This is a genomic window from Paenibacillus sp. FSL P2-0322 (assembly GCF_037975315.1).
In the GTDB taxonomy this organism is placed as follows: Bacteria; Bacillota; Bacilli; order Paenibacillales; family Paenibacillaceae; genus Paenibacillus; species Paenibacillus polymyxa_B.
In genome coordinates this window covers 5,740,754-5,756,997 of record NZ_CP150243.1, presented here as the reverse complement: position 1 = coordinate 5,756,997, position 16,244 = coordinate 5,740,754, and the positions used below count along the sequence as shown (strand labels likewise).

The window sequence follows — 16,244 nt, the reverse complement described above, 5'->3', positions numbered from 1 at the left end:
TTAACGGATTAGCTTGCGGACCTACTCGCTTAGTCAACCAGTCGTACTAGCGTTCTTCCTTGCGAGCGGGCTGCAAGGATGTCTTCGAGCGCGCTTGGCAGGTCAGCCAATCCGACTTCGCGCTCAACGAGCTGCTCCAGCCGCTCCGGCTTCCATTCGCTGCCGAGCTGCTTCCAGATCGCTATGCGGGTGTCGTATGGGCAGAAGACAGAGTCTATGCCCAGCAGACTTACGCCCCGCAAAATAAACGGCAGCACCGTCGTAGGCAGCTTGGTGCCTGCCGTCAGGCCGCTCACGGCTACAGAGCCGTTGTAGGCGATTTGGCTGAGCAGCGAAGCGAGCGGCTTTCCGCCTACAGGATCAACAGCCGCTTGCCAAAGCTGCTTGCTCAGCGGGCGGATGCTCTCCGCACCGTCGTAGACCTCCTCGCGGGAAATGACCTCGGCTGCTCCGAGCGCCTTGAGGTAATCGTGAGCATCAGCCTTGCCACTGCTGGCTACGACATGATAGCCTCTCTTGTTCAGCAGGGCAATGGCTGCCCCGCCTACGCCGCCCGTCGCTCCGGTGACGAGTACCTTGCCCTGCTCCGGAGTAACGCCGTTTTGCTCCAGCCGATATAACGACAGGGCTGCGGTGAATCCAGCTGTCCCGAAAATCATCGCCTCTCTCGGCGTGAGTCCGTCTGGAAGTGGAACCACCCAGTCCGCAGGCACACGTGCATATTGGCTGAATCCCCCGAATTGAGACACACCCAGCCCGTATCCGGTAACGAGCACCGCTTGTCCTTCGCTAAAGCGGCTGTCCTCCGAAGAGACGACGGTCCCCGAGCAATCTATGCCTGGTACGAACGGATAGGCTTTGACAATATTGCCATCCTTGCGGGCAGCAAGCCCATCTTTATAATTGATGCTGGAATAAGCGACACGAATCAATACTTCTCCAGCAGGTAAACTGCTAGCTTCCAGAGAACGTACCTCTGCTTGAACTTCACCGTCCTGCGTCTGATCGACGACAAGAGCTTGAAATGATTGAGTCATCTGTAAAAGCCTCCTTTATTACCTTTTAACCCTATGAATGTCCTATATATTCCATCTTTAATTCACAAATTATGCTTAGGAAGCATACAACAATCTTCACAACCTGTCAGCGGCAATGCTCACAGGCTCGTATTCTATTATACTCTTTAGCTCATAATTACGTCGAAAAGACCAGATTCCTGGTATATTCTTTCAATATTCTGTTTCAATAAAGTTCGATAATCAATTATAAAGAGAGTGATAAATGAATTCTTACGCATTTTGCAAATCATTTTACGTAAACGGGATGTATTTTCAGAATGACTGTGCTAACATACCTTTTGATCGTTAAATAAATCTATGAAGAAAGGTGAATGAATGACAACCAGAGCACTAAAAAAAGGTTCGGTATTGTCCGAAGCTAAGGAACTGAATTTGTTCCGTTTAACATGGCCTATTTTCCTTGAATTGTTTCTGTTTATGCTAATGGGGAGCGTCGACACGTTCATGATCAGTTCTGTATCTGATAATGCAGTGTCGGGTGTGGGCGCGTCCAATCAAATTATTTCAATTGCCATCCTTGTACTGGAGGTTATCGGCAACGGCGCTGCTATCGTCGTAGCTCAATATATCGGTTCTAAGAAACTAGTCGAAGCGGCCCAGGTTACAGGTACGGCCATTACGTTGAATTTGATGGTAGGTCTTTTACTTAGCGTAATTTTTCTTGTATTTGGTACGCACATGTTGCAATGGCTGAATGTCCAGGGTGAGATTCTGGCTTACGCGGAGTCGTATATGAGCATCGTCGGGGGTGCCATTTTTCTTCAAGCATTGATTAATGCGCTGGCCGCGACCATTCGTACACATGGTTTTACCAAAGAAACGATGTATGTATCGGTTTTTATGAACGTGATCCACGTGGTCGGCAACTATGTTTTGATTTTTGGGCATTGGGGAATGCCTGCACTTGGAGTAGAGGGTGCTGCTATTTCTACAGTAGGTAGCCGCTTTATTTGTCTCTTGATCTTCTTCTGGCTGATGTACCGGGTCACTGAGGTTCGTGTCGAGTGGAAATATTACGTCCAACTGTCCAAAAAGTTCATCTCTAAAATATTGCGCATTGGTGTACCATCCGCGCTGGAGTCCATTATGTATCAGTCGTGTCAGCTCATCTTCACACTGTACGTGACTTATCTGGGCGCAGAAGCAATGGCGACACGTCAATATGCGAATAATATTTCAAGCTATATTTACTTGTTCAGTATGGCAGTCGGTATGGGTACGGCTATTGTGGTAGGAAGGCTCGTGGGAGCCAGACAGAAGGATACTGCCTATAAACGTGTACTGACCAGTGTGAAATGGGCGTTGCTCGTGACCGTGATTATTGATGCGGTGGTCATCTTTTTCCGTGTTCCCTTGCTTGGTTTGTTCACGGAAAATCCTGAAATTATTCGTTTGGGAGCACAGGTCATTTTACTTAGCATTCTGCTAGAAACTGGTCGGACAACGAATATCGTCATTATTAACTCGTTGCGTGCTGCTGGAGATGCGAAGTTCCCGGTCTTTATGGGCCTGATCTCCATGGTCTGCATGAGCTTGCCGCTTGGTTATCTGCTTGTGTTCAAGCTGGACATGGGGCTCGCCGGAGTGTGGCTGGCGATTGCTGCTGATGAATGGACTCGTGCTGTCATCATGTATGCCCGCTGGAAAAGCCGGTTATGGGAAAAACATGCGCTGGTCGAGCACGATACACCAGATCAGTCTGCAACGCCCGTTCCAGCACACTGATCCGAGCAGTATTTATGGTTACGTGGAGGCAGTTCAAGAGAACATCTTGAGCTGCCTCTTTTTGCTGCTGGAGAACCATACTTCTACACGGTGGCACGATAGGCAACTTTGAAGTTCGACTTATATCATAATGGCATTCATAAATAGAAGTATGGTAAATTTACTAAAAAAAAGATATACTTTTGTTGCACTAACGCAGTACATGAAAGACAAGGAGTGTACCGATGAAGAAGCCGACGATTGAAGATGTTGCCCAGAAGGCAGGAGTGTCTAAAAGCACTGTCTCGCAATTTCTGAACAAACGATATAAATATATGAGCGACCAGACCAGAGACCGGATTGCCGAGGTTATTCAAGAGCTGAACTATCAGCCTAACGGGCTGGCCCGCAGCTTGAAGCAAAACCGGACGTTTATGGTCGGGGTCATTGTAGCCAACATTGACTATACCCTTTCGATCCAGTCTATCCGTGCGATTGAGGAGGAATTGCAGCGTTTTGGCATTCAGGTGATCATTTGCAACGCCGATGAAAACCCGGACAAGGAGGGCCAATATATTGAGATGCTCAAGGCTCGGCAGGTGGACGGCCTGATCATCTTCCCGACAGGCAAGCATGCAGATATTTACAACCAGCTCATTCGTGAAAAGTATCCGTTAGTGTTTTTGGACCGTTTGGTAGACGGGGTGAATACGCGCAGCCTGCTGCTGGATAACGAAATGGCGATTAAGCTGGCGATTCAGGAACTTGTGGCTCACAAACATGAGCGAATTGCGCTGATTACTTTGCCCCTTGGCTTGAATCGGATTACTCCACGGGTGGAGCGGCTCAGCGGATACAAAAAGGCGCTGGAGGAGCATGGCTTGCCATTTCGAGAAGAGTATATGCGCAGTGTGCCGAGAGAAGAAATCCAGCAGACACTGAAGGAGTTGTTCCAGCTGCCAGAGCCGCCGACTGCGCTGTTGGCCGGGAATGATATTGTGCTAGCAGAAGCGCTGAAATATGTGAATGCCCGTCGTATACGCATTCCGGTGGAGTTGTCTATTATCGGGATTGACGATGCGGAGTTTGCCCATATTTACAATCCGCCGATTACGACTATTACACAACCGATTGCGGATATGGGGAAGCAAGCGGCAAAGACGCTGCTGTCCAGCATTGAGGAGGGCGGCGAATCGGTTCCGATTATCTACCGATTTGTACCGGATATTAATCGGGGAGAATCCGTCAAAACGCTGTAGACGAGCAATGTGTCATGTATTATAAAAATAGCCCGTATTCCTTTGTACGATCTGAGTATGCGTATGCTGCTCAGATCGTACAAACGCGAATACGGGCTATTGGAAGTTAAGGCTGACTTTGGATTCGGCCTTGTTGAGCTTGCGCTAATAGCGGTGAAGGCTATGCGGGGAATAAAACCGGATTAATTCGTGCTGGCGCTGAGCAAAAAGGATTCCAGCTCGGCTCGTGTCGGATAGCCGTCCATATCTCCAGCTGACATGACAGCCAGTGCGCCAAGGGCATTACCGCGTTTGACGGCCTCTGCCAGGGGCAAGCCCTCCAGTAGCGCGCTGATAACACCTGCGGCAAATCCGTCACCCGCGCCTACGGTATCAACAACATGCTCTACGCGGAAGCGTTTGACGTATCCCTCAGAATCTGCGGATTTGTAATATGCACCTTCGGTTCCCAACTTGATGATGACCAGCGAGGTACCTCGGTCAAGATAGAAGGAAGCGATATCCTCCGGTGAGGTGTAGCCTGTCAATATTTTACCTTCATGAATGCCGGGTAGAAGCCAGTCGCACCCCTCAGATGCTTCGTTAATCGCCTCCACCATCGTTTGCGTGTCAGGCCATAATTTGGGTCTGAGGTTCGGATCAAAGGATACGGTTTTGCCAGCCTTTTTCATAAATTGCCGCGCATGTCGTGCGAAATCACGGCACTCAGGGGAGAGGGCGACAGAAATACCTGTAAAATGCAGATGGCGAGCTCCGGAAAAGTAAGCCTCGTTAAAATCAGCGATGCTTAGTGTGGAGGCGGCGGAATGTTTGCGAAAGTATTCCACCTCTGGGTCCCCACTTGTAACTTTGGATTTAATCAGCATGCCGGTAGAGTGGTCTTTGGTAAACATGACGTTCTGGGTGTCGATCCCTTCTTGACGTAGCGCACTGGCAATGAACTTGCCGAACGCATCCTCGCCGAGTTTGGTCACGAGTCCCGCCCGTAGACCTAAACGCGCCAAACCGGCTGAAACATTCGTCTCTGCCCCGGCCAACGCTTTGGTGAATGAACGCACCTCATCCAGAGAGCCTGCTTCATTGGCATAAAACATGGCCATCGGTTCTCCGAAGGTAACAGCATCCAATGTTGCGGTCATTTGTATTCCTCCTTATGTTTAGTAAACTTAATCTGTAAGCGCATGCACCAACTGAATAAATTGAAATTATCACATAAATCGGTTTTTCACAATGATGAAGTTGATATATCTGTTAAAAACTTTTTGGGTAATATAGATAAAAAAATTCGATTCTGTTTATCAAAAGGTGAAAATCGTGTAAAACTTCGTGTGTATTAAGGGTTTTTCTAGGAATAGTGAAGTTTTGGGTTGACACCCTCTTAGATAATTATTACAATTCTAGCTAAGAAGTAGAGTTAGAAACCGCTTTTATAACAATTCCGTTGATAAAAAAGTTTATCTAAACAGGAGGAATGTTTTTATGGAAATGCGTTATTCAACTCATCCCGAACATGCCAAGCATTTTACGACTGAAGAGTTGCGTCAGCACTATCTGATCCAGGAACTGTTTGTACCTGAGGAGGTAAAGCTGGTCTATACGCATGAAGATCGTGTCATTATCGGGGGCATTTATCCCGTGAATAAATCTGTTGCACTGGAAGGTAGCGATCAAATCAAAGCGGAAACTTTCCTGGAGCGCCGCGAACTGGGCATTTTTAATGTCGGCGGCAGCGGTACGGTCAAGGTGGACGGTGAAACTTACGAGCTGGCCACAAAAGACTGTCTCTACGTAGGTAAAGGTGGCAAGGAGTTGATCTTTGAAAGCGATTCCAGTGAAAAGCCTGCGAAATTTTATATCGTTTCAGCTTTGGCTCATACCACGTATCCGACGACAAAGCAGTCTTTTGCCGATGTACCGTCTGAAAGTCTGGGTTCGCAGGAAACAGCCAACAACCGTACGTTGCGTCGCTTTATCCATGATGAAGGCATTCAAAGTTGCCAATTGGTTATGGGGATGACGACGTTGGAGAACGGCAGTGTGTGGAACTCCATGCCGACACATGTTCATGACCGTCGTATGGAAGTGTATTTCTACTTTGAACTGGATGAGAATGCGAGAATGTTCCACCTGATGGGTGAACCGAACGAAACGCGCCATCTGGTGATGAAGAATGATGAAGCCGTTATTTCTCCACCTTGGTCTATCCACTGCGGTGCGGCTACGGGCAGCTATACCTTCATTTGGGGCATGGCCGGTGAAAATAAAACATACAAAGACATGGATCAGGTTGCCATGAGCGAGTTGCGTTAATCCGATCAGTGTGTTGGAGCGTAGACCTGCAAGCGGCTGAGGGTACATGATCATCCCATTCGTGGAAAGGATCAGGAACATGACGAAAAAGAAAGTTTTGGAACATATCACTTCAGTAGGTGTCGTCGCAGTCATTCGGGGAAACACGGCGGAGGAAGCATATCTAATGTCTAAAGCCTGCATTGAAGGCGGCTTGGATAATATTGAGCTTACATTTACGACGCCGGATGCGGATCAGGTCATTCGAAGATTGAGAGACGAATTTAAAGATCGGGCAGTGATTGGTGCAGGAACGGTATTGGAGTCACTGACGGCGAGAATTGCTATTCTGGCCGGAGCAGAGTTTGTTGTGAGTCCTTCTTTTGAAGAAGAAACAGCGAAGCTATGCAATTTGTACGCGATTCCTTATATGCCCGGCTGTATGACGCTGAATGAGATTAAGGAAGCCATGAAATTGGGTAGCGATGTCGTGAAGTTGTTCCCAGGAAGTGCAATGGGAGCGGACTTTGTTAAGGCCGTCAGAGGTCCAATGCCTCATGTACAGATTATGCCAACCGGTGGCGTTGATCTGGACAATATGGAAACCTGGCTGCGTAATGGATGTGTAGCCGTGGGAATTGGGGGTAATTTGACGGCTCCAGCCAAGGAAGGTCGCTACGACTTGATCACAGAAAATGCAGCACGTTATGTAGCTAAATATAAGGAAGTACGCGCAGCGCTGTAGGCTTCAGGAAATATAGGTTTTTATACTAATTTGTGATGGAGGCGTAGACATGGGTCTGGACAATTTTTCATTGGATTTTTTCAGTCTAAAAGGTAAAACGGCGATTGTAACAGGAGGCAACAGTGGTTTGGGTCAAGGGTATTCCGTAGCTTTGGCCAAAGCGGGTGCAGACCTGTTCATTGTAGCTAACAATGATGATTATGAAGAAACAAGACGTCTGCTCGAACCTACAGGTGTGAAGGTTGTCTTTCATGAGGCGGATCTGACGCAAAAAGAATCCATTAAAAAAATTGTAGAAGAATGCGTCAATGAATTCGGTAAAATTGATATCCTTGTAAACAATGCAGGTACGATTCGTCGCGCCCCTCTGCTGGAGTATAAAGATGAGGATTGGGATGCTGTCATGGAGATCAACCTCAATGCCGTATATCATCTGAGCCAGGAAGTGGCAAAGGTAATGGTAGAGCAAAAAAGCGGGAAGATTATCAATGTCGCTTCTATGCTTGCTTTTCAGGGTGGCAAATTCGTTCCGCCGTATACAGCGAGCAAGCATGCGGTAGCTGGTTTGACCAAGGCATTTGCGAACGAGCTGGCGGTTCATAACGTTCAGATTAATGCGATTGCGCCGGGGTATATTGCTACGGCAAACACGGCTCCAATCCGTGCGGATGAAAGTCGCAATCAAGAAATCTTGTCGCGTATTCCTGCGGGTCGTTGGGGCGATCCGTCTGATTTGATGGGAGTTGTGGTTTTCCTCGCCAGTCAGGGTTCCGACTACATGAACGGTCATATCTTGGCGGTGGACGGCGGCTGGTTGGTACGTTAAGCAGCGCTGGTCGCATCGGAGTTTATGAACTGAAAGCTGCCTCCAAAGGAAACTATCCTTTCAGGCAGCTTTTATTTTTTCAATGAAGCTATATGGTGAACTTGAAGACTTGGGGCGCTGTATCGATCCGTCCTATGCATATGGCACGAATGCCTTTATAATTTAATGAGATAAAAATTGCTAGGCTCCAGCCGTACACTTGGTTGGAGCCTTTGAGCATAATACAGATGGATTGGAGAATGGAGAGATGAGTTCACAGCAACACCAACGAGCTTTGGTATACAAATCTTTGTGGCATGCCGGTCCTTGGGTGCTTGCCGTAGGGATCATTCTGGTAGGTGCCAATCTGCGCGCCTCGATTACCTCGGTAGGACCTCTTATCGGTTTGATTAAGGATTCTTTGCATATTTCGAATACACTGAGTGGCCTATTAACGACATTGCCGCTGCTGGCTTTTGCCCTGTTGTCGCCTTTTGTAGCCAAACTGTCGCGCCGCTTCGGGTCGTCTCTTATTATTTTTGCAGCCTTGCTGCTGTTGACCGCAGGTATTGTGGTGCGCTCAACGCTGGGGGTGACCGCATTATTTGTCGGGACCGCCATGCTGGGACTGGCTATTGCCGTGTGTAATGTGTTGCTGCCCAGTCTGATCAAAGAGGAGTTTCCTCGCAACAGCGGACTGATGACCGGCGTATACTCAGTATCCATGAATGTGGTCGCAGCAACCGCATCTGGCCTGAGTATACCGCTGGCTATAAATGGAGGTATGGGCTGGCGAGGTGCTTTGGGAATATGGGGGATTGTGGGTGTCGTAGGTATTTTACTCTGGGTGCCCCAGCTCCTTAAGGCACGCAAAACAGCCAATAAAGCGGCAGTGTCTGCCCGAACCGTGAATGTATATACATCGTCTTTGGCTTGGAAGGTGACGCTGTTTATGGGGCTGCAATCTGCTCTGTTCTATGTTCCTGCCGCCTGGTTTCCAGAAATGATGAGCGGACAGGGAATGGATTCAGAGACTGCGGGATGGATGCTGTCTGTGCTGCAGTTTTCGCAAATGCCATTTACCTTTATTGTGCCTATTTGGGCGGCACGGGTGAAGGATCAGCGGGTATTGGTTCTGATTATGGCTGCGCTGTATTTTATCGGTCTGGGTGGATTTCTGCTTGGAGCTACACAGTGGAGTGTGATTTGGGTCATTTGTATCGGTATAGCGGGTGGTTTTGCTTTCCCGTTAGTGATGATGTTCTTTAATTTGCGGACGCGGACACCGCAGCAGGCAGCAGAGCTGTCTGGTATGGCGCAATCCTTTGGTTATTTGCTAGCAGCGACCGGGCCGACACTGTTCGGTTATTTGCATGATGCGACACAAGGCTGGACAATTCCGCTGCTGCTGCTCTTGTGCCTGAGTGTTCTGCTTATGTTTATAGGGCTGGGTGCAGCCAAGAAACGATATGTCGGAGGCGAGGTGGATGATCAGACTGCAATTTGATGCAGACGGTTACAGTGTGATCTGTAGTGCAGGTCGTGTTATGTTGTTGGCTAAAGAGTTTGCGCTGTTGCGCTTTCTGTACGATAACCGGAATCAGGTGTTCACCCGGGAACAACTGCTGGATCGTGTGTGGCCGCTGGAGTATCCGGTGGAGCGTACGGTGGATGATCATATCTACAGATTGCGCAAAAAACTTAAATCATGGGATGTGCTCCGTATTCATACGGTCAGAGGGTATGGCTACAGCTTGACCTTGACTGACGTGCAGCCACAGAATCATCCGTCCTTGCACGATCAGGAGGTGCAGGACGCCGTACATGGACTATTCCGGAAATACCAGCTGTTGGGGCAGGGGAACTCCATCGTAGCGTTGGCTGCCCAGCAGGAGCAGATGGGTTTTGAATTGTCTGTCTTTTATCAAATGTATACCCGTTTTGTACAGGCGGATATGTCCTGGTTCTTGGAGCGGGAGGACTTTACACGCGCAGACCGACTGTATTGGATGCTGCTGCTATATATGTGCACAGCAGGGGTGACGGATGAGGGGCTTGCTCTATGTGAGTGTGCGCTTTCCAGCAGGCTGCTGTCCAGTGATCAGGAACGGGAATTACGCATTCTCAACATCCTGGAGGCTTATGTGGAAAATGGAAAACCTGAACGCGCACAGGAAGGTCTACCACTGACCTTGAGGGTCATGGAGCGGGATGATCTCGATAAATTTGTGATGCCTGTTGCACTGATGGAGATGTACATGCATCTGGCTTCCAATCATATGGAAAAGGCTGCGGAACTGTCTGATCGTCTGGAAGGCATGCTGTCGGAAGCTCCGTATTTGCGCGAACTGGGCCGTTATCGCATGATGCGCGGACTTATGCTTTTACGTACTGGAGATGTGGGCAACGCCGAGCGGCTCATGGATGAAGGGCTGGGCACCCTTGATATGGCTAAACAGGAATTGCTAAAAATCAAAGCGATCTGCCAAATCCGCAGTTTTTTGAAGCTTTGCGGCTCCTATCCCATGCTGGAAGAGAAATATGCGGCTCAATATGATCGGCTTGACCGGGATAACAGTTTAACACTGCATCGTCCAGCGCTAAGGCGCTGGTTGGAACAAACACTTTCTGTCGTCTGATGTTTTTAGCTGTCTGATTTTCCTCTGATATAGACCCGCTAGAATGTTCTTATTGCTAAAGAAGCTGAAAATGAGAGCAGGGTGAGTAGATAATGAAGGAAAAGAAAGAACTGCAATCCACGCCTAGCATTTGGCGCAATGGCCGTTTTCGGCGGATGTTTGCAGCGCACACGGCTGCTTCCTTTGGCGATTGGTTTGATGCTATCGCCATTCAGGTGCTTGTTGCCTATCGCTGGGAAGCCGACCCTATGATGATTGCACTGATTCCGGTAGTGATGGCCCTACCGGGTCTGCTGCTGGGTTCCATCGCGGGCACGTTAGCCGACCGGGTACACAAGGCCAGGCTGATGATCGTCTGCGATGCAGCTATTGCCTTATTGACGCTGGCCATCCTCGCCGTCCCGGGCCCGGCGTGGCTGCTGCCTTTGCTTGGTCTGCGCGCGGCGGCTGGCGTATTCCAAATGCCTTCACAGCAAGGCTTGACCCGCACGGTAGTCACCAGCGACGACCTATTTCGGGCAACCTCGCTGAATGGGTTGGTCAATCAGGCCTCCAAAGTGGCAGGGCCATTACTGGGCGCTATGACCTTGACTGTGTTGTCCCCCCAGGCATGCATTATTCTCAATGCATTGCTGCGTCTCTGTTCCGGCCTGCTGCTGTGGCCGCTGCGCGGAATCGGTCCGGCGCTGGTCAGCGCAGACCAACAAGCTGTTGCAGCCGAGAAGCAAGGAAAGTCGGCTGCGCATACAGCGCCTGAGGCTGATGAAGCTAAAATGCGGGAGGAGCATGTCCGCGCATCTCGTTTTTTCAACCAATGGCGTGAGGGCTGGGCGTTCTTATGGCGCAGTCGAATGCTTTTGCATACGCTCATATTCGGACTTTTCGGCTTAATCGCCATTCTCATGATCGACTACCAGTTCCCTACATTGCTGCGAGTGCTCGCTCCAGGTAATGAATCGCTGCTTGGCTGGCTGGTTTCAGCCATTGGGGCTGGCGCCGTCGGCTGCATGCTTGTGCTTAATCGCTTGAATCGCATAAGCGCAGGCTGGGGGCTCGGTGGTGGATATGTGCTGGTTGGCGGAGCTATTGCTGCTTTAGGCTGGGCGCAACCTGGAACTGGATTGCCTGTACTGCTTATGATCGGGGCTGTGCTGGGCGTGGGCAACGGCCTGTACATTATCACCCAGAACTATATATTACAAGCCAAAACCCCTGCTGATATGGTAGGACGCGTCTTTGGTATCCAAAGTACCGTGATTGGAGCAATCATGGTCGTTTCACCGCTTGCCGGAGGAGTATTGATCCGAATAGCAGGGGCGGGCACGGCTTTTGTCTGGATCGGAATGACTGTTGGAATCCTGGGTTTGACGGGACTGTTGCTTCAATCTGTAATTTGGCGCGAGTCCCTCGCCGATTCTAGCCTGACTACGGAGCAAAATGCAGACCTTGCGTAGTCGATCTTGCGCAATAATTTGCTTTGATTTTCGTCATTTATATTTTTAGCATGGGAGAGATCATGATGACTCAACAAACTTCATCCTCAGAGCCTGTGGCACGGTTACTTGAAGGATCACGGGTATACTTGCGTCCCGTTAACGTAGAGGACACCGAGCTATACTATAATACATTGTTCGATCAGGATGTGAGGCGGCTGACAGGCACACAACGCAGCTTTACCAAGGATCAAATTGCCCGTTATATTGAAGCTAAAGGACAGGAAGCCTCAAGCCTGCTTCTGTTGATTGCGCTTCGCGAAGATGATCGTGTCATTGGGGATATAGCCCTGCAGGATATGGACAGCTTGAACCGCAGCGCCAACATCCGTATTGCAATCAATGAGCAGGGAAATCAGGGGAAAGGCTACGGCACCGAAGCGCTTGTACTCATGCTGGGTTACGGATTTGGTATCTGTAATCTGCATCGGATTGAGCTGAATGTATTTGATTTTAATGAACGTGCCATTCGTTGCTATGAAAAAGTAGGCTTTCAGCGTGAAGGTGTACAACGGGATGCTTTATTCTACAATCATGAATACCATGATTCGATTCTGATGAGTATGCTGGACCACGAATACCGCGACCGCTATGTGAAAAAAGCAGAAAGTTAATTCAACACGTTTACACGGGTTTACAGAAGAGATATAATTAAAGGATAAAGTTGCTTGTTTGCGCAAGTATGACCGACAACATCAAATGAATATATGAATTACCGGAGGAGCCTGTCACCAAGGCTCCTTTATGTCTTTTTTAGGGGAACCTGTGCTGTATCTCGGGTTCCCCTTTTTATTTTGCGAGTTGTCCGTTAAGGTCAGACACATATTTTGCACGTTTGTTTAGCATTTTATGATTATTAGTTTTCTTCAATATCGTGAATTATGCGCAAATAAGTTCAAGGATTAAACCAAGGGAGGTTATCAGCCTATGCAATTTACATTGTATCTACTGCTGATTCTGTTGTTCACAAAAGTCGCGGGTCATTTGTCTGTCAAGCTCGCTCAACCAGCGGTGTTGGGAAAGCTAATCGCAGGAATTGTGCTGGGTCCAGCCGTATTAGGATGGGTTCAGAATGATTCGTTGATTCATAATATGTCTGAAATCGGCGTGCTGCTGCTGATGTTCATTGCTGGACTGGAGACGGATCTGGATCAACTTCGACGTAACTGGAAGCCTGCCGTAGCTGTGGCGGTTGGAGGTATTATTTTACCGCTAATTTGCGGTTTTGGTGTAGGGGAAGCCTTTGGATTCTCGGTGCATGAAGGCTGGTTTCTAGGAATTATTCTGAGTGCTACCTCTGTAAGCATTACGGTACAGGTACTCAAGGATATGAATAAGCTGAATACCCGGGAAGGCTCGACTATTCTGGGTGCGGCAGTGCTGGATGATGTGCTCGTCGTGGTGCTACTAGCGGTAGTAATGAGTATATTCGGTATGGGTGGAGAAACTTCGCTGGGGCTTCTTGTTGGCAAAAAGCTAGTTTTCTTCGTGGTAGCTATTCTGGGTGGCTGGTTCGTTGTTCCATGGATTATGAAAATACTTGCTCCACTCAAGGTGACTGAAGCAGTCATCACGACTGCGTTGATTATTTGCTTTGGGTTTGCGTATTTTGCGGATATGTTGGGGATGGCAGGTATTATCGGGGCTTTTGCGGCCGGGATTGCCATTGCACAAACCAGCTTTAAGCACGTCGTAGAAGAAAAGGTGGAGCCCATCGCTTATTCCATCTTTGTTCCTGTATTTTTTGTCAGCATCGGATTAAATGTTTCCTTTGAGGGAGTAGGGCAGCAGCTCGGATTTGTTGTTGTTTTGACACTGATTGCGCTGGTGACAAAGCTAATCGGGGGAGGTCTCGGGGCGCGGCTGACGGGCTTTGATAACCGTTCTGCCCTTGCGATCGGCTCCGGGATGATATCTCGCGGCGAGGTCGCACTTATTATTGCAGCTACCGGTCTACAGACGGGTCTGTTGGCACAGCAATATTTTACATCGGTGATCATTGCCATCATTCTGATGACCTTGGCTTCGCCTCCGATTCTCAAGCTGTGTTTTAGCGATAAGAGGGAGACTTCCGCTCACGATATAGAAAAGAAGGTCAGCACTGACAATTCATAACGAGAGTATCAACAGGTCATAACAAAAAGACCCTTCGGGTTCAGCTTCTCATAGCGTGCATGGAAAGTCTGATTTAGAGTAAAGCGGACTTTCCATGCAGCATGAGAAAATGGGCGAAGGGTCTCTTTTATGCTATAAACGCTGCAAGAATAGAAAAATTAAGACTCGGACACCACTGTGAAACGTTGGTTCAGATGTTGCGGTTTTTCGATTTCGTCCACTACGGCAACTGCATAATCTTCATAGCTGACATAGCTTGCACCTTTGGAATTAACCAACAGAGTGTCTTTTCCCACTTGGTAAGAGCCTGTACGTTTGCCCAGTGCAAATTCAGCGGAAGGACTAATGAAAGTCCAGTTCAGGTCGCGGGTACCACGCAGAATTTCCAGGTTTTTTCCTTGGTTATTTGCTGTAGGATATACGAAATCCGGGAAGCCAGGAGTATCTTTTACCAAAAGTGTTTGGGATTCGTCAGTGAACAAGCTGCCTGCACCACCTACGACAATTAGGCGAGTACCGGATACATTACGCAGGGCTTCAATCAGTACGTTACCTGCATCGACATGCAGATGCTCTTGTCCGAGTGGAGCGGCAAAAGCATTAACGACTACGTCAAAACCTTTCAGATCATCTGTTTTCAGATCAAAAACGTCTTTTTGTACTACAGTAGCACGGCTTTCCGTTACTTTAGCCAAGTCACGGACGATTGCGGTTACTTCATGTCCTCTGTCTAATGCTTCTTTTACGATATTACTTCCTGCTTTACCGGTTGCACCAATAACTGCAATTTTCATAATAGATAGCCTCCTATAAATATGATTTGGATGATTCATTAGTTTGATCGTAAGTGTACCTGGTACATTTACGAACTTTAACATGTAACTATTATAGTTACAATATAAAACAAAAGTCAAGCTCTTCTGTTGGGCAAACTAAAGTCCTCCGATTGGAAAGAGAGGAACTCGTTTAAATATATAAGGTGAAACTGAATGAGCAAACTTAAGCCATATTGGATATATGTAGAGCACAGATAAGAAAGGAAGAGTGAAACGATATGAGTAAAAAAGTACAGCTTGAACCCGCAGCGCAGAAATTTGCAGACGACAATGCCAAGCCTCCGTTTCTATATGATTTGGGTCCTGAAAAAGGACGTGAAACGGTCAATGAGGTTCAATCCGGTCCAGCAGACAAACCCGCCGCAGATGTAGAAGATCTGTCTATTCCAGGTGGGCCTGGCGGTGAGGTGAAGGTCAGAATTGTTCGTCCACAACAGGTGACAAGCGATCTCCCAGTCATTGTATATATTCACGGAGCAGGCTGGGTATTCGGTAATGCCCATACGCATGATCGTCTGATTCGTGAATTGGCAGTCGGCTCACAGGCAGCAGTTGTATTCCCGGAATACAGCTTGTCACCTGAAGCTAAATATCCGACGGCAATTGAGGAAATTTACGCGGTCGTTCAATGGGTGGCGCAGCATGGGCGCGAGCATGGATTGAAGCCCGATACGCTGACGATAGCCGGAGACAGTGTCGGCGGTAACATGACCGCGGCCGTAACGCTGCTGGCCAAAGAACGCAGTGGTCCTTCCATCCGGCAGCAGTTGTTATTTTATCCGGTGACGGACGCTTCCTTTGACACGGAATCATACCAGGAGTTCGCCACAGGATATTTCCTGAGCCGCGAAGGAATGCAATGGTTTTGGGATCAATATACGACGGATCCCAACGAACGAGCGCAGATCACGGCGTCCCCGTTACGTGCCACCACAGAACAGCTCAAAGGGCTACCGCGTGCGCTGGTCATTACAGGCGAGGCCGATGTGCTGCGCGATGAAGGTGAGGCCTATGCGAACAAGCTGCGTGAAGCAGGGGTAGATGTGACCGCTGCACGCTTTCAAGGCATCATCCACGACTTTGTGATGCTGAACCCATTGTCGGAAACAGCGGCCAAGCGCGGTGCGATCACGCTCGCTACCTCATGGCTGCGCCGAGGGTTTGAAGGCTAGATTAGCTTCAGGCTGAGAGGATAGCAGCGATCGTGCTGGGTAAAGGGGTACAGTTAAAGCATAACAGTAAGGGCAGAAATAAATCGGATCTGCATGAAGCCAAACACG

Annotated in this window: 15 protein-coding genes; 12 read left to right on the top strand and 3 right to left on the bottom strand. The window is 48.6% G+C overall.

Annotated elements, in window-relative coordinates; translation table 11 throughout:
• Positions 1-29: 29 nt before the first annotated feature.
• The gene (locus MKY24_RS25505) at positions 30-1,037 is read right to left on the bottom strand and encodes an acryloyl-CoA reductase (protein WP_339201113.1); all 1,008 of its coding nucleotides are present in this window, start codon (positions 1,035-1,037) and stop codon (positions 30-32) included.
• A gap of 357 nt (positions 1,038-1,394) precedes the next feature.
• Here MKY24_RS25505 and MKY24_RS25500 point away from each other — a divergent pair, with 357 nt between their 5' ends.
• From MKY24_RS25500 to MKY24_RS25490, 3 genes are all read left to right on the top strand, one after another.
• On the top strand, positions 1,395-2,804 hold the full coding sequence (locus MKY24_RS25500) for an MATE family efflux transporter (protein WP_023990870.1): 1,410 nt from the start codon (positions 1,395-1,397) through the stop codon (positions 2,802-2,804).
• 224 nt (positions 2,805-3,028) lie between these two features.
• Positions 3,029-4,042, top strand: a complete 1,014-nt coding sequence (locus tag MKY24_RS25495) for a LacI family DNA-binding transcriptional regulator (protein ID WP_023990869.1) — start codon at positions 3,029-3,031, stop codon at positions 4,040-4,042.
• Between the two features lie 9 nt (positions 4,043-4,051).
• On the top strand, positions 4,052-4,228 hold the full coding sequence (locus MKY24_RS25490; protein WP_175405226.1) for a hypothetical protein: 177 nt from the start codon (positions 4,052-4,054) through the stop codon (positions 4,226-4,228).
• Here MKY24_RS25490 and MKY24_RS25485 read toward each other — a convergent pair.
• A complete protein-coding gene (locus tag MKY24_RS25485) occupies positions 4,225-5,181 on the bottom strand; it encodes a sugar kinase (RefSeq protein ID WP_339201112.1) in 957 nt (318 codons plus the stop codon). The two genes, MKY24_RS25490 and MKY24_RS25485, sit on opposite strands and share 4 nt — an antisense overlap.
• Before the next feature lie 340 nt (positions 5,182-5,521).
• Here MKY24_RS25485 and kduI point away from each other — a divergent pair, with 340 nt between their 5' ends.
• From kduI to MKY24_RS25445, 8 genes are all read left to right on the top strand, one after another.
• Positions 5,522-6,352: a 5-dehydro-4-deoxy-D-glucuronate isomerase gene (gene kduI, locus MKY24_RS25480; protein WP_076264530.1), complete on the top strand. Its 831-nt coding sequence runs from the start codon at positions 5,522-5,524 to the stop codon at positions 6,350-6,352.
• Positions 6,353-6,431: 79 nt separating this feature from the next.
• Positions 6,432-7,076: a bifunctional 2-keto-4-hydroxyglutarate aldolase/2-keto-3-deoxy-6-phosphogluconate aldolase gene (locus MKY24_RS25475; RefSeq protein WP_025683172.1), complete on the top strand. Its 645-nt coding sequence runs from the start codon at positions 6,432-6,434 to the stop codon at positions 7,074-7,076.
• A 49-nt stretch (positions 7,077-7,125) separates the two neighbouring features.
• Positions 7,126-7,902: a 2-dehydro-3-deoxy-D-gluconate 5-dehydrogenase KduD gene (kduD, locus tag MKY24_RS25470; protein WP_028540798.1), complete on the top strand. Its 777-nt coding sequence runs from the start codon at positions 7,126-7,128 to the stop codon at positions 7,900-7,902.
• Positions 7,903-8,149: 247 nt separating this feature from the next.
• The gene (locus MKY24_RS25465) at positions 8,150-9,388 is read left to right on the top strand and encodes an MFS transporter (protein ID WP_025721977.1); all 1,239 of its coding nucleotides are present in this window, start codon (positions 8,150-8,152) and stop codon (positions 9,386-9,388) included.
• Positions 9,369-10,520: a winged helix-turn-helix domain-containing protein gene (locus MKY24_RS25460; RefSeq protein WP_339201111.1), complete on the top strand. Its 1,152-nt coding sequence runs from the start codon at positions 9,369-9,371 to the stop codon at positions 10,518-10,520. Before MKY24_RS25465 ends, MKY24_RS25460 begins: the two co-directional genes overlap by 20 nt.
• A 92-nt stretch (positions 10,521-10,612) precedes the next feature.
• On the top strand, positions 10,613-11,974 hold the full coding sequence (locus MKY24_RS25455; protein ID WP_023990861.1) for an MFS transporter: 1,362 nt from the start codon (positions 10,613-10,615) through the stop codon (positions 11,972-11,974).
• Between the two features lie 65 nt (positions 11,975-12,039).
• The gene (locus MKY24_RS25450) at positions 12,040-12,627 is read left to right on the top strand and encodes a GNAT family protein (protein WP_023990860.1); all 588 of its coding nucleotides are present in this window, start codon (positions 12,040-12,042) and stop codon (positions 12,625-12,627) included.
• Positions 12,628-12,940: 313 nt separating this feature from the next.
• Positions 12,941-14,128, top strand: coding sequence for a cation:proton antiporter (locus MKY24_RS25445; protein WP_339201109.1), 1,188 nt, complete (start codon positions 12,941-12,943; stop codon positions 14,126-14,128).
• A gap of 158 nt (positions 14,129-14,286) precedes the next feature.
• On the opposite strand, the gene MKY24_RS25440 is transcribed toward MKY24_RS25445, so the two are convergent.
• Positions 14,287-14,922 (bottom strand): NAD(P)-dependent oxidoreductase, encoded by a 636-nt coding sequence (locus MKY24_RS25440; protein ID WP_023990858.1) that lies wholly within the window; start codon positions 14,920-14,922, stop codon positions 14,287-14,289.
• A 260-nt stretch (positions 14,923-15,182) separates the two neighbouring features.
• On the opposite strand from MKY24_RS25440, the gene MKY24_RS25435 reads away from it, so the two are divergent.
• Positions 15,183-16,136, top strand: a complete 954-nt coding sequence (locus MKY24_RS25435; protein WP_068939039.1) for an alpha/beta hydrolase — start codon at positions 15,183-15,185, stop codon at positions 16,134-16,136.
• Positions 16,137-16,244: the final 108 nt, after the last annotated feature.

Excerpts from the sequence above, each read along its gene's own strand:
- MKY24_RS25445 (WP_339201109.1), top strand. The coding sequence starts at position 12,941 with ATGCAATTTACATTGTATCTACTGCTGATTCTGTTGTTCACAAAAGTC.
- MKY24_RS25435 (WP_068939039.1), top strand. The coding sequence starts at position 15,183 with ATGAGTAAAAAAGTACAGCTTGAACCCGCAGCGCAGAAATTTGCAGAC.
- MKY24_RS25450 (WP_023990860.1), top strand. The coding sequence starts at position 12,040 with ATGACTCAACAAACTTCATCCTCAGAGCCTGTGGCACGGTTACTTGAA.
- kduI (WP_076264530.1), top strand. The coding sequence starts at position 5,522 with ATGGAAATGCGTTATTCAACTCATCCCGAACATGCCAAGCATTTTACG.
- MKY24_RS25460 (WP_339201111.1), top strand. The coding sequence starts at position 9,369 with ATGATCAGACTGCAATTTGATGCAGACGGTTACAGTGTGATCTGTAGT.
- MKY24_RS25495 (WP_023990869.1), top strand. The coding sequence starts at position 3,029 with ATGAAGAAGCCGACGATTGAAGATGTTGCCCAGAAGGCAGGAGTGTCT.
- MKY24_RS25455 (WP_023990861.1), top strand. The coding sequence starts at position 10,613 with ATGAAGGAAAAGAAAGAACTGCAATCCACGCCTAGCATTTGGCGCAAT.
- MKY24_RS25485 (WP_339201112.1), bottom strand. The coding sequence starts at position 5,181 with ATGACCGCAACATTGGATGCTGTTACCTTCGGAGAACCGATGGCCATG.
- kduD (WP_028540798.1), top strand. The coding sequence starts at position 7,126 with ATGGGTCTGGACAATTTTTCATTGGATTTTTTCAGTCTAAAAGGTAAA.
- MKY24_RS25500 (WP_023990870.1), top strand. The coding sequence starts at position 1,395 with ATGACAACCAGAGCACTAAAAAAAGGTTCGGTATTGTCCGAAGCTAAG.
- MKY24_RS25465 (WP_025721977.1), top strand. The coding sequence starts at position 8,150 with ATGAGTTCACAGCAACACCAACGAGCTTTGGTATACAAATCTTTGTGG.
- MKY24_RS25505 (WP_339201113.1), bottom strand. The coding sequence starts at position 1,037 with ATGACTCAATCATTTCAAGCTCTTGTCGTCGATCAGACGCAGGACGGT.
- MKY24_RS25475 (WP_025683172.1), top strand. The coding sequence starts at position 6,432 with ATGACGAAAAAGAAAGTTTTGGAACATATCACTTCAGTAGGTGTCGTC.
- MKY24_RS25440 (WP_023990858.1), bottom strand. The coding sequence starts at position 14,922 with ATGAAAATTGCAGTTATTGGTGCAACCGGTAAAGCAGGAAGTAATATC.